Source organism: Rhodococcus sp. IEGM 1406 (assembly GCF_030056745.1).
Classification (GTDB): domain Bacteria; phylum Actinomycetota; class Actinomycetes; order Mycobacteriales; family Mycobacteriaceae; genus Rhodococcus_F; species Rhodococcus_F erythropolis.
Window position 1 is genome coordinate 676,449 of record NZ_JASHKO010000001.1, and the last position, 12,642, is coordinate 689,090.

14 protein-coding genes are annotated in these 12,642 nt (G+C 61.9%); 9 read left to right on the forward strand and 5 right to left on the reverse strand.

What is annotated here, in order from left to right:
- Nucleotides 1-691: 691 nt before the first annotated feature.
- On the forward strand, nucleotides 692-991 hold the full coding sequence (locus tag QM596_RS03230) for a DUF4259 domain-containing protein (protein WP_223304584.1): 300 nt from the start codon (nucleotides 692-694) through the stop codon (nucleotides 989-991).
- 247 nt (nucleotides 992-1,238) lie between these two features.
- Here QM596_RS03230 and QM596_RS03235 read toward each other — a convergent pair whose 3' ends face one another.
- Together QM596_RS03235 and QM596_RS03240 are read right to left on the reverse strand one after the other, a co-directional pair.
- The gene (locus QM596_RS03235) at nucleotides 1,239-1,472 is read right to left on the reverse strand and encodes a hypothetical protein (protein ID WP_283308119.1); all 234 of its coding nucleotides are present in this window, start codon (nucleotides 1,470-1,472) and stop codon (nucleotides 1,239-1,241) included.
- Between the two features lie 73 nt (nucleotides 1,473-1,545).
- Nucleotides 1,546-2,427 carry an alpha/beta fold hydrolase gene (locus tag QM596_RS03240; protein ID WP_283308120.1) on the reverse strand — a complete coding sequence of 294 codons (882 nt, stop codon included), beginning with the start codon at nucleotides 2,425-2,427 and terminating at the stop codon, nucleotides 1,546-1,548.
- A 112-nt stretch (nucleotides 2,428-2,539) separates the two neighbouring features.
- Here QM596_RS03240 and QM596_RS03245 point away from each other — a divergent pair, with 112 nt between their 5' ends.
- Genes QM596_RS03245 through QM596_RS03255 form a run of 3 tightly spaced genes read left to right on the forward strand, consistent with a single transcriptional unit; the run spans nucleotide 2,540 to nucleotide 4,080 of the window.
- Complete coding sequence (locus QM596_RS03245) at nucleotides 2,540-3,184, forward strand: TetR/AcrR family transcriptional regulator (protein ID WP_020970969.1); 645 nt, start codon at nucleotides 2,540-2,542, stop codon at nucleotides 3,182-3,184.
- A gap of 9 nt (nucleotides 3,185-3,193) precedes the next feature.
- The gene (locus tag QM596_RS03250; protein WP_019745537.1) at nucleotides 3,194-3,643 is read left to right on the forward strand and encodes an FAS1-like dehydratase domain-containing protein; all 450 of its coding nucleotides are present in this window, start codon (nucleotides 3,194-3,196) and stop codon (nucleotides 3,641-3,643) included.
- Entirely contained in the window at nucleotides 3,640-4,080 is a 441-nt protein-coding gene (locus QM596_RS03255) for a MaoC/PaaZ C-terminal domain-containing protein (RefSeq protein WP_021331850.1), read from the forward strand. Before QM596_RS03250 ends, QM596_RS03255 begins: the two co-directional genes overlap by 4 nt.
- A gap of 76 nt (nucleotides 4,081-4,156) precedes the next feature.
- Here the strand turns inward: QM596_RS03255 and QM596_RS03260 are convergent, their stop codons facing one another.
- Nucleotides 4,157-5,011, reverse strand: coding sequence for a hypothetical protein (locus tag QM596_RS03260; protein ID WP_283308121.1), 855 nt, complete (start codon nucleotides 5,009-5,011; stop codon nucleotides 4,157-4,159).
- Between the two features lie 122 nt (nucleotides 5,012-5,133).
- On the opposite strand from QM596_RS03260, the gene QM596_RS03265 reads away from it, so the two are divergent.
- The 4 genes from QM596_RS03265 (at nucleotide 5,134) to QM596_RS03280 (ending at nucleotide 9,227) form a co-directional block, all read left to right on the forward strand.
- Complete coding sequence (locus tag QM596_RS03265; protein ID WP_283308123.1) at nucleotides 5,134-6,195, forward strand: NAD(P)/FAD-dependent oxidoreductase; 1,062 nt, start codon at nucleotides 5,134-5,136, stop codon at nucleotides 6,193-6,195.
- A 118-nt stretch (nucleotides 6,196-6,313) separates the two neighbouring features.
- The gene (locus tag QM596_RS03270; RefSeq protein WP_283308125.1) at nucleotides 6,314-7,501 is read left to right on the forward strand and encodes an ATP-binding protein; all 1,188 of its coding nucleotides are present in this window, start codon (nucleotides 6,314-6,316) and stop codon (nucleotides 7,499-7,501) included.
- Nucleotides 7,498-8,217, forward strand: coding sequence for a M50 family metallopeptidase (locus QM596_RS03275; protein ID WP_003940327.1), 720 nt, complete (start codon nucleotides 7,498-7,500; stop codon nucleotides 8,215-8,217). The genes QM596_RS03270 and QM596_RS03275 overlap by 4 nt, the downstream gene beginning before the upstream one ends.
- A 173-nt stretch (nucleotides 8,218-8,390) precedes the next feature.
- Entirely contained in the window at nucleotides 8,391-9,227 is an 837-nt protein-coding gene (locus QM596_RS03280; RefSeq protein WP_283308126.1) for an SDR family oxidoreductase, read from the forward strand.
- A 54-nt stretch (nucleotides 9,228-9,281) separates the two neighbouring features.
- Here QM596_RS03280 and QM596_RS03285 read toward each other — a convergent pair whose 3' ends face one another.
- Entirely contained in the window at nucleotides 9,282-10,289 is a 1,008-nt protein-coding gene (locus QM596_RS03285) for an NAD(P)H-dependent glycerol-3-phosphate dehydrogenase (protein WP_019745531.1), read from the reverse strand.
- A gap of 97 nt (nucleotides 10,290-10,386) precedes the next feature.
- A complete protein-coding gene (locus QM596_RS03290; protein ID WP_020909304.1) occupies nucleotides 10,387-11,115 on the reverse strand; it encodes a FadR/GntR family transcriptional regulator in 729 nt (242 codons plus the stop codon).
- Nucleotides 11,116-11,248: 133 nt separating this feature from the next.
- Here QM596_RS03290 and QM596_RS03295 point away from each other — a divergent pair, with 133 nt between their 5' ends.
- Nucleotides 11,249-12,637, forward strand: coding sequence for a GntP family permease (locus tag QM596_RS03295; protein WP_019745529.1), 1,389 nt, complete (start codon nucleotides 11,249-11,251; stop codon nucleotides 12,635-12,637).
- Nucleotides 12,638-12,642 lie beyond the last annotated feature (5 nt).

Below are 12,642 nucleotides of genomic sequence, written 5' to 3' on the forward strand. Positions count from 1 at the left end.
CTTCGTGTGGTTGTTACACAATCGACGGAATCGCTGTTGGGGGTGGCGATGCGCAGCTATTTCCCCTACGAACCTTCAGGAATTGCCTGCGACACCCGTGGATACGGATCCTCGATCTCCACCGAGCACAATTCCGTGTGCCGACAACATCGCAGTGCTTCCGACCGGATCGATGCACCCAGAACCAATCGCCGTCACGCACAAAGGGCCAGACGGTTCTGGGAAAGACCCAAGCGCTCCTTCAGTTCCCGGCGATCTGTTGCGCCAGTTCGAGTTCACACCTGATCTAACTGGTCGACGCATAGTGGTGTACCGGTAGCCAAAAGAGTCCCGCCGGTCGGTTAGTGTTGACGGTGAAATACGACGCGGAGGTGACTGTGAGAATCTGGAACTGGTTGATGCTCAAAATTTCAGCAATCGGCAGGTCGCCGAAGTTTCGGAAGATAGTCGACAGTCCGATTTGGGCGGGCGCCAATGACCGCAAGCTCTGACTGAGCGGGCGGCAGATTCTCCAATTTGCAATTGCCGACCTGAAACTGCGAGCACGCTCACGGCCTGCTGCGACGGGAACGCGACTGTCGACCTGAATTTATCCGCAATCGATATGGGAGGGCTTGTGGGAGTCTGGGGTCCGGGAAACTTTGACAGTGACACCGTCGCGGATGGGTTGGGGGCCCTGACCGGTCGAATCGTGGACGACATCACTGCCGAGTTCGAAGACGATTCGAGTCTGGAGCCGGATGAATGGGGCGGGGAGATGGTGCCGGCGTGGCTCGAGATCCTCACCGATATTGCCCAGACGAAACGAGTCGGTGTGACCTTTCCATCGACGCAAGTGCTGATCGACTGGCGCGATCGATATCTGCGCGTGTGGGATGGCTACATTGACGAACTCGAACCGGACGAGGATCACAAGGTCGCTCGACGTGCAGTGCTCGTCCATACCTTCGAACAGGCGGTCGCCCTCGCAGCCGAGCGCGAACAGGCATAAACCTGGTGCAGCCGCGCTACTGACCATAGATCCGTCAGTTCCCCGGTGGAACGACGGTGAACGTGAACCCTCCGGAAGTCATTGCGTTGGCTTCTTCGAACATCGAACAGAGAGCTTCGGCGGCGTCGGTCGCCAATGCTCGGGCGGCGCTAGGGGTTCGACCTCGGGCCGTCACCGCGAGCCCAGGTACGTCCGCATCTGTGATCGTCAGATCGGACTCGTAGTCGGAAGCACTGCCGCCGAGTATCTACGCGAGTTTTTCAGCAGGAACAGACATGCCGTTGGAGGCTTCCCGTTCGCCGATGTACTCATCGCGCGGGGACCCGTCGTAGAGTCCGGTTCGATTACTACTGAACTGAACTACTGCAGTTTCGGTGAAGGAGATGGTCTTCGTCCACCACAGACCTCCCGCTACGACCAAAATGGCGGCGGCAACGGCCACCATTACCTGACCGCGGCGGTCGGAGAGGAATGTTCTCATCTGTCAGTTGTACCGCCTTGGCCGGCTGATTGACCGGCTTCATCACTACCTTGTCGGCGGCTGGTCCGCGAGATCACGTCCGCTTCGCGTCGTCATGATTGCGGACGAACTTCATGAGTCGGGGAATTACCCGATCAGGTATGTGTCCCAGGATTCCGTGGCCGGTTCCGGCATGAATCTCCACTTCGGCTTCAGGTACAAGATCAGCTAACCTCGCGGCCACCCGCTCGGGGCTGGAGACCACCGTCTCAGCGCCGGAGATTACGAGCATTGGAACCGAGATCGACTGCACTTCTGCATCTTTGAGCATTCGTGCCCACCCGACACCGGGCCGGTAGTTCAATGCCTCTGTAACCAAAGCGAACTCGCGATCGCCGATGACGTACCCGGGGGACAGCCAATCGTTGAGCTTGCGGATATTTTTGTCGGTGCGGCGCATGCCGGCGCGGACCATCTTCAGCAGCACACGCCACGAGGGCTTGTCGAAGACTCCACCCGGTTCGATTAGGGTCACACTCGCCAGTCGTTCAGGGGCGTGAAGTGCTACTAGAACGGCGTGCCACGCACCATGCGAGTAGCCGACCAGGTGGACGCGATCGACCCCGAGTTCGTTCAATACCTCGCCCACCCAGGTGGCGAAGTCGGATTCCCCGGTCAATGGAGCGGTCTGCACACTGCGGCCTGCAGTACCGATCGTGTCCAGCGCATAAACGACTCGGTCCCGGCACAGGTCCTCGATGACGATGTGCCATTGCAGACAATTGGCGCCGACTGCGTGCAGCAGGACGATCGGCGTCTCCGTGCCGGTCCCCGACCTACGGACATGGGTGGTTCCGAACGATGTCGGCACGTCGAGTTGTGTCGACGGAACCGGCCAGGTGCCCTCCAGTTCTCGGTAGATGCTCTCGTACGCCTGCTTTGATGCTTCGTTCTTGAATCGTCCGATCTTCGGCATGAGCCTCCCTCTCGCTGCATTCAATTTTGATGGTATGACCGTATCACTAATGCGGTACGTGCGTATCATTAACGAGTCAAAGTCATCCATTCGAAAGGGGAAGGACAGCCTCATGCCGCGACTGGTCGACCATGAAGTGAGGCAACGGGAGATCACCGATGCGGTGCGGCGAGTGATTGTCGACGGTGGGCTCGCGGCGGTGACATTTCAGTCCGTTGCTGCCGAGGCTGGGATTTCGGTGCGACTTGTGCAGTACTACTTCGGCACGAAGCGGGAATTCCTTCTCGCGACGCATCAAGCTGTGCGTCAGGATGCGGGTGCTCGCTTGATGCAGGAGTTGTCTGTTCTTGGCGCGGAAGCGACACCCCGCGAGGTTATTTCAGCGTTCCTTGTCGGCATGCTCCCACTCGATCGACAACGTCGGGAGGAAGCGATTGTTCTCGGTGCCTTCCACGCTGCCGCACTGACCGGACAAGGAATCGCCGCCGAGGAAACCCTCACTGCCCCAAGAGAGTTGACAGCGCTCATTTCCGGCCAGCTTCAACGAGTGACCAATCGGGACGCGGTTGCGCCGTCAATGGATCCCGACCTCGACGCCGAGCTCATTCTGGCGGCTGTCGCCGGGCTCGCCCAGGGGATGCTTCCCGGCTACGCCACAGCAGAATTGGCGGCCCAGTTGGTTGAGCGTCTCCTCGATCGCATTCTCGGGCCGACGAGACCTCAGGCCACGAATGAACCCGAAGTCGGCCGCCGTTAGTATTCCGGGATGTCTCCTGTGAACCCAGCGCTCGCCGGCCGGGTGTTTCCCTCGTCTTCGTACCTTGTCGGGCGCGAAAAGATTCGTGAGTTCGCTCTGGCGGTGCGTTCGAGCAATCCCTTGCACCATGATGTCGGTGTCGCCAGGGAGGCCGGGTTCGTCGATGTCATCGCGCCGACAACATTCACAACCGTTGTCCAGCAGCGAGCGATCATGGCACTGCTGCGCACGCCGGATACTGGGCTCGATCCGACTCGTGTGGTCCATACTTCCGAGAAGATCGAGCATCAGCGTCCGATAGTCGCCGGCGATGACCTGTCTACGACACTGACGATTACAGGGGTGACAGTGCGAGCAGGCAGTGCGATCCTGTCGACAGTTTCCGAGATCCACGACGTGACCGACGCTTTGGTCGCAACGGTCACCTCGACCCTGCTGGCGCGAGGAGAAGGCGCATGACCGTACCCGTCGTGCCGGTTTTCGAAAACCTCGTCCTTGGTGACATCGTCGCGAAGGTTGATCTGGTCCTCACTCGTGATGACCTAGTTCGCTACGCCGGTGCCTCCGGCGACATGAACCCGATCCATTTCAACGACGCAATCGCTACTGCGGCTGGGCTACCGGGAGTTCTGGCGCACGGAATGCTCACTGCCGGAATTGCTTTGCAGGCCATCGTCGACTGGGTTGGTGACCCGAGCGGTGTGATCTCGTATGAAACTCGCTTTACTCGGCCCGTCGTAGTCGATGCCGTCGATGGTGCTGATCTCTCCATCGCTGCGAAGATCGCGCGGATCGACTCCACAACGCGGACTGTGCGTATCGATGTCACCGTCATGCACAAGGGCCAGACGGTTCTGGGAAAGACCCAAGCGCACCTTCAGTTCCCGGGCGCCTGACAGGATTGCGGGCTGTCACTGGTCACATCGGGACCTACGCATCCGGGCGGGAGATCAACTGCATTGTGGCGCAGCACTACCGGAAAGACATCAACAGCTCGTCCGACGCTTGCATCGGTGCGTATCCGTCGGCGATGACGCGCCGACAGCCGTCGAGTTCGACGGTGAGTAATCGTTCCTCGTTCGTAGGACGGTCCACGTAGATCGTCGACGCCACCTCGGTGGCCACCGCGTCACAGTCGGGAGCGGGTGAAAGTCCGTCGAAGGTTTCCGTCGTAGACGATGTGCCTACGAATTCGGTGGCGGAGAATCGGCAGAAAACGCTGCCCGCCGACAGCGACGTCAGCGCCGTGGTACCTGTTGTGGCTGGTCGGTAGGCCGGCCGACAATGCGACAGTTCGTAGATCTGGTCGTCGGACAACGCTATTCGGTGTTCGGTACTGCCGACCGGTGTCAGTTCCTTGATGGCGGCCAGGCCACCGGGTTTCGGCAGTCCACACGAATCGGAGGGATACCCCGGCCGAGTTGCTCGGCCTCGATCGTCGACCAACCAGAATTGGTCCAGGACAGCCAGGCTGTAGTTGTCACCGCAGCCTTCGGGGAACCAAGTCTTGTGCGCGGACGAGCGGTTCAGCATTTCCACCGCCCGACTGAAATCGCCCTCCCAACGATGAGCAGAGAAGCTGACGGTTCGGTCGGCTGCCACGTTGTCGCTGACAAACGGGTCGCACGTGACTGCGGCGACGGGTACGAAATCGTCTGGAACCGTCGCCGTTGATGTCGTCTGGAGCGGGCCGATCGGATACGGGGTCGCGCACCCCAGCGTCTCGGCGTCGACTATTGCGGCAACTGGTCGATCGGGGATGGTCACGTGCCAAATGCCGGCAACAGCGAGGATGACGATCACGACTGCGAACCAACGCCAGAGCATGAGCACACCGTATCGTTCCCGATGTACGCCGAGCGGGAACAGGCCTAGTCCTCCGCTAACGCCGAAGTCCTCGCATCCAAATTGAGTGGATCCAGGTCGCGGCTCGCAGATATGGTCCACTGGTGACGCATCCGAATGGTCGAAACGACAGACCGATCCTGGTGATTGGTGCCGGTGTCGTCGGCGCGTCGATCGCGTATCACCTGGCGCGCATTGGTCTCCGAGTCACCGTGCTGGAGCACGGCTCGGTGGCAGGAGGGGTGACCGGCAACTCCTTTGCCTGGGTCGGCCTCTCGAAGAGTGCCGCAGAAACTTACTCAGATCCGTTCCGGCGAGGCGCTGCAGTCGAATTCGACCGCCTGGAGCGCGAACTCGTCGAGCCAATCGGTTTGCGCCGCAGAGGCGCGATCACCTGGGAAGAGACGGAAGCGGAGACTCGAGCGTTCGTAGATGCTCATCGAGCACTCGGCCATCCCGTCGACCTCGTCGGTAAAGAGGAAATCCTTGCTCGTGAGCCGGGATTGCGGACGGCCCCCTCGGTCGCAGCGTACGCGCCTGATGACGGTGGCGTTGACCCGGTTGCGTTCGCTCGATCGCTCCTGCGAGGTGCCGAAGAGTGCGGTGCCACAGTGTATTCCGATGTCAGTGCGCGCGGGGTGCTTACGGAGGGCATGAGAGTGTACGGAGTAATGACTGCCGACGGTCCCGTCTACGGATCGACCACCGTGCTCGCTGCGGGTACCGCGATCCCTGGACTCGCGGCGTCGGCGGGAGTCGACGTCGAGGTCGACGCCTCCCCGTGTTGCCTCATCAGATTCTCGACGCCCCACCCATTGGTGAACGGAATACTCTCCTCTCCGGATTTCGAGATCCGGCATTTGGACGACACGACACTGATTGCGGCTGAAGATGTTCCGGTCGGGTTCTCCGGAGATGCTCGTGAGCTTGCGGGGCCGACGCTGCACGCGATCCGCAGTCAGCTCGTGGACGGTGACCAAGTGGAACTGATCGAGGCGGTAGTCGCTGACCGTCCCATCCCGCGTGGTGGCCGCCCGCTGCTGGGCTTCGCCGAAGGCGTGTCGGGGCTCTATCTTGCCGCGGCGCATCCGGCAATCATTCTGGCCGGGGCAATTGGGGCCCACGTGGCTGGGGACTTCGCCCGAGCGTCAAGCCTGGACGGTTAGACGACGATGCCGGAGCCCGGTTCGACAAGGTCGAGCCGATATTGCGGTTCCTAGTTCTCTCTAGGACACGCGCTAGAGAGCGGGATATTCGTCTATTCGGCTTGTACCGTCGATGGGCATGGACCCCGTGCGCAATCCGTATGCCCCCGGTGCCGGTCAACGCCCGCCGGAACTCGCCGGGCGCGACAAGCAGATCGACGCCTTCGATGTCGTTCTCGAGCGAATTGCGCGTGGCCGCCCGGAACGAAGTGTTGTCCTCACCGGATTGCGTGGCGTCGGCAAGACCGTCCTGCTCAATCAGTTGCGCTCGGCCGCGATCTCCCGAAGTTGGGGGACCGGCAAGATCGAGGCGCGCCCCGATCAGGATTTACGACGCCCACTCTCGTCGGCGCTGCACATGGCAGTCCGAGAGATCGCGGTCTCCCATCGCGATCCGGAGCGGGTCGACCAATTCCTCGGAGTCCTCAAATCGTTTGCCCTACGCGCCACTGCGGACAAGGGAATGCGCGAGCGCTGGCAGCCAGGCATCGACGCACCCGCGATCAAAGGTCGGGCAGACAGCGGCGACATCGAGATCGACCTCGTCGAGTTGCTGCTCGACGCGTCGTCGCTGGCCAGGGATGTCGGCGTCGGGATCGCAATCTTCATCGACGAGATGCAGGACCTCGGTGCCGCGGATGTCTCGGCGATCTGCGGGGCCTGCCACGAGTTGAGTCAGGACGCGGCACCGTTGATCGTCGTCGGGGCGGGGCTTCCGCATCTGCCTGCTGTGCTGTCGGCGTCGAAAAGCTACTCGGAGCGCCTGTTCAGCTACCACCGGATCGACCGCCTCGAGCGTGAAGATGCAGATCAGGCACTGATTGCGCCTGCTGAGCGTGAGGACGTCGAGTTCACCGAATCCGCGCTCGATGCCCTCTACGAAGCGGCTGATGGGTACCCGTACTTCGTTCAGGCCTACGGAAAGGCCACGTGGGATGTGGCGGCGTCGAGTCCGATCACGTCGGAAGACGTGCGCGTCGGCGCGCCGACGGCTGAGGAAGAACTCGCTGTCGGTTTCTTCGGATCACGGTACGAGCGAGCAACGCCCGCGGAGCGTGAGTACATGCGCGCCATGGCCGATCTCGCCGGTGACGACGGACCCGTCGCAACCGCGAAGATCGCCGTCGAGTTGGGGCGCAAGCCGGCTTCCCTTTCGCCGGCACGCGATGGACTGATCAAGAAGGGACTGATCTATTCGGCAGAACGTGGGTCCATTGGATTCACGGTTCCGCACTTCGGCCGATACCTGCGCGGACAAGCGGAGTGAACGCGCTCGAAACCGCGTGGGATCGGGTGGCGGCGCTCAGTCCCAATCCGCCGGCGTGGGTGGTTCAACTGGCCGCGTTGATCGCCGTGATCATCGTTCTCGAACCGCACCTGTGGCGGATCGCCCGCAACGTCGTCACCATCGCACACGAGGGCGCTCATCTGATCGTCGCCGTCCTGGTCGGTCGACGGTTGAAAGGTCTTCGCCTGCATTCGGATACGTCGGGTGTCGCGATTTCGTCGGGCAAACCGACCGGCTTCGGCGTCATTCTGATGACGTTCGCGGGGTACGTCGGACCGTCGATTCTCGGACTCGGCGCGGCCGGGTTGTTGGGCGCGCAGCGTGCGGTCTCGGTGTTGTGGATCGGCGTATTCGTGATCGCGGTGATGATGGTTCTGATCCGAAACCTCTACGGAGTCTTCTCACTTGCCGTGGTGGGAGCCGTGTTGTTCGGACTCGTCTGGTGGGGGACCCAGGAGCAGCAGGTGGCTGCTGCCTACTTCTTGACGCTCTTCCTGCTTTTTGCCGGACCACGCCCGGTCGTGGAGCTTCAACGGCAGCGAATGCGACGAGGCGGGGCACCGGACTCGGACGCCGACCAATTGGCCAGGCTCTCACCGATACCCGCGATCGTCTGGGTCGGTTTGTTTCTGCTCGTGAACGTCGCGGTGCTCGTGCTCGGCGGATGGTGGATCCTGCGCCCGGTGGGTGGCTGACCGCATTGATCAGTTGTCCTGACGGGACAATGGATCAACGATTATTGATGCTCCGCGGCCGTAGTCATCGCGTGAAGGCGCTCATATCGTGGAAGTCGACGAGTGGTCGTGCCGGGACTTCCCGCGGCCACATCCGCAGCGACGAAGACCGTCGACGATGACAAGGATTCGTTTTGGACGACAAGAACTTCCGCGGACGAACCGCGATCATGTCCGGGGGAAGCCGTGGCATCGGACTTGCCATCGCCCGTGCGATAGCGCGCCGCGGCGGAAACGTCGTGTTGCTCGCCAAGACCGATACGCCTGACCCCCGGTTGCCCGGAACAATCCACACGGCTGTGGACGAGTTGAACGAGCTTGGGGGTCATGCCGTTCCCGTCGTCGGTGACGTGAGGAACGACGACGACATCGCGCACGCCGTCGATGCAGCGGTAGAGCACTTCGGTGGTATCGACATCGTGGTCAACAACGCGAGCGTCCTCGACATTTCGAAAACCGAAGACCTCGCGATGAAGCGATTCGATCTGATGCAGCAGGTCAACGTCCGTGGCACTTTCGCGCTCACCCGAGCGTGCCTTCCGTACCTTCGGGTTTCGGCCAACGCGCACGTATTGACGCTGTCGCCACCGCTCAACTTTTCGCCACACTGGTTGGGTGCTCATCCGGGCTACATGCTGGCCAAATACGGAATGACATTGGCGGCCTTGGGTATCGCCGCGGAGTATTCAGGTGCACCGATTTCGAGTAATTGTCTGTGGCCGGAGACCATGATCGCCACGGCGGCCGTCGGAAACCTGCTCGGGGGAGACGAAAATATCGATCACTCGCGTTCACCCGAGATCATGGCTGATGCGGCTGTCGAGATTCTCGGACGTCCCGCCGGCACGGATACCGGTCGGACGGTGCTCGACGTCGATGTCCTGCGCGAGGCGGGGATTTCGGACTTCTCGCAGTACGGCGGTCAGTCACCGTTGGCGATCGATATCTTCGTCGACGCTCCAATTCCGTGATCTCGGGCGATCTACAGGTATCTAGCCAAATCGCTAGATACCTGTAGATCTTCCTCACGCCACCTCGTGCTCGCCGCCCGGGGCAACCTTCTGAAGTCCGCGATATGCGTCGCTGGCACTTTGGCGACCACCGATGACGGCCTCGACCTCCGCGGCAATCGGCATGTCGACTCCGTATTCGCGAGCCAGATCCATGACGGTAGGGGCAGTTTTTACTCCCTCGGCGACCTGGCCGAGCTTGGCGACCGCCTCCTCGACGGTCAATCCCTGCGCCAGAGCTTCGCCGACGCGACGGTTGCGAGAAGTCGGAGCCATGCAGGTGGCGATCAAATCGCCGACGCCCGTCAAGCCGGCAAAGGTGCGCGGGTTGGCGCCCATCGCTTCACCGAGTCGGGTCATTTCGGCGAGACCGCGCGCGAGCACCATCGCACGAGTGTTGTCCCCGACTCCCAGGCCGTCGGCCATGCCCGAGGCGATGGCAACGATGTTCTTGAGGATGCCGCCGAGTTCACAGCCGAGCACGTCGGTGTTGCGGTAGACGCGGAAGACCGACGACGCGAACAGGGGTTGCAGCGCGGCGGCGACGCGATCGTCCTGGGTGGCCACGACCGATGCCGCGGCCATGCCGTCGACGATCTCTTTGGCGATGTTGGGGCCCGCGAGCAGTCCGACGGGATGGCCGGGCAGGCACTCGGCGATCACTTCGGTGGGGCGCTGCCGGGTGCCGGGCTCGAGGCCCTTGGACAGTGACAACACCGGGACCCACGCCCGAACCTCGTTGGCGATCTCGGCGAGGGTGGCGCGAACGGCGTGCGAAGGCACCCCACATACGAGTACGTCCGCTTCACGAGCGGCTTCGACCAGATCCGAGGTTGCCTTGAGTCCCTTGGGAAGTTTGCGCTCACCAAGGTATTTGGAGTTGGTCCGTTGCGAATTGATCTCGTCAGCCGCTTCGGAATTTCGTGCCCACAGCAGGGTGGGAGTGTTGCGGGCAGCGAGGCCGGCCACCGTGGTTCCCCACGATCCGGCACCGAGGACGACGACGCGTACCGGGCGGGCCATCAGAGTGCGCTGTTCTGGGTAGCGAGTGCTGTCATGGCGCCAAGCGTTCCACTTGCGGAGCAGTTGCGGGCCAATTCCGGCGAGTCTGTGGCTCGACTTACAGATGAGGCGGCGGTTCGGGGCTTTCGCGCATTGTTTCGACCGCTTCTGCGGATTCCGCGACGATCGAGCGCATCGCGGTTTCTGCAGCGTCGGCGTCGCCGGACTGAATGGCTGATGCGACCACTCCGTGCAGGTGAATCGCTTCGGGGTCGGCCTCGTGGGGCATCAAGGAGTGGCGTGTGCGGCCTTCGAGTATCTCGACGACGATCTGCGACATCGCCCGCAGCATCGGGTTACCGGAGGCGGCGAGCAGGGTGCGGTGGAAGTCGGAGTCATGGCCGAGATAGGCACCGGTATCGGCAGCGCGAGAGGTAGCTGACATGCCGATGACGGCTGCGGTCAGAGCGCCGCACTGCTCGGGTGTTGCGCGAGTTGCGGCCAGTCGCGCCGCCAGGGGTTCGATACCGGAACGGAGTTCACTCAGGATCGAAAGCTGCTCGAACCGATCAGGACCGGCCAGTTGCCAGCGGATGACATTGGGGTCGAGCGAGTTCCAGTGTTCGGAGCCCAGGATGGTGATTCCGACGCGTCGACGAACCGAAGCCAATCCGAGAGATTCGAGAACGCGGACAACTTCGCGGATGACGGTTCGCGACACGTCGTAGCGCGTTGCCACCTCGTCGGCGGAGATCGTGGTTCCCGGGGCGAGAACGCCACCGACTATGTCTTGGCCGAGCTGTTCCAGCATCGAGTCGTGTAACTGCTGAAACGGGACAGAAGGCATACGTAGATCGTCCCATGCGTATGGAGTAAGCCCGGTGCAAGGCGAATAAATACTACAAATTAGTGTCTGCTCTTGAAATTGTAGGTTAATTAAGGAACAGTGACCTCAATCACTCATCGGACTGGGAGTCCCTATGAACACCACAGCATTGCTGGCGGCCGAGGTCGTCCCCGCTGGTAGCGACGCACGATTGATCATCGCTGCAGTCGCCGGCGTCGCGGTCATCATCGCGCTGATCACCTGGCTCGACCTGCATCCCTTCCTCGCGCTGTCCATCGGCGCGGTAGGTGTCGGTCTGGCGGCCGGCCTCGGTTCGGCAGAGTCGGTTGCAGCATTCGCCACCGGTTTCGGATCGACCATGGGAAGCGTCGGAATCCTGATCGGTTTCGGCGCGATGTTCGGCAAACTCCTCGCCGATTCCGGTGGTGCCGACCGAATCGTCGACACACTGGTCGGCCGCTCCAGCACCAAGGCACTCCCGTGGACCATGGCTCTGGTCGGCGCTGTCATCGGTCTGCCGATGTTCTTCGAGATCGGTCTCGTTCTGTTGATGCCGGTCATCATCCTCGTCGCGCGGCGATCCGGATTGTCCCTGATGCGCATCGCGATCCCCACCCTCGCCGGCCTCTCGGCCATGCACGGGTTGGTTCCCCCGCACCCAGGGCCGCTGGTTGCAGTCTCGGCATTGAACGCAAACCTCGGCCTCACGCTCGCGCTCGGTGTCCTCGTCGCGATCCCCACTGTTGTTCTCGCCGGTCCGGTCTTCAGCAAGTACGCAGCGCGGTGGGTCGACGTGAAGGTTCCGGATCTCTTTGTCACAGGCGAAGATCGAGGTGAAGAAGAGAAGCAGCAGCGCCCTTCGTTTGCGGCGACTCTCGCAGCGATCCTCCTCCCGGTTGTTCTCATGCTGGGCAAGGCATTCGCCGACGTGATCGCACCCGATTCCGAGGCACTCCCCAAATCCGTCCTCGACTTCCTCGGAACACCCGTTGTGGCTTTGGGTCTCGCGGTTCTGGTTGGAATGGTGCTGCTGGGTCGCGGCGGCGGAATGGACCGCAAGGCCATCTCGAAGTCACTCGAGAGTTCCCTACCTCCCATCGCAGGCATCTTGTTGATCGTCGGCGCCGGTGGCGGTTTCAAGCAGGTCCTGATCGACACCGGTATCGCCGGAGTGATCGCCGACGCGATCAAGGGCAGCAGCCTTCCCGTGCTGTTCCTGGCCTGGCTGGTAGCGGTATTGATCCGCGTCGCAACGGGTTCGGCAACGGTGGCAACGGTGACAGCGTCGGGCATCCTCGCTCCGGTTGCGGCCGACCTCTCGTCCGCACATGTCTCGCTGATGGTCTTGGCGATCGGCGCAGGCTCGCTCTTCCTCTCGCACGTCAACGACGCCGGATTCTGGTTGGTGAAGGAGTATCTGGGCGTCAGCGTGGTACAGAACCTCAAGACCTGGACCGTGATGGAATGCATCATCTCGGTATCGGGCCTGGCCGGAGTGCTCGTGTTGAGCGCATTCATCTAGGTAGG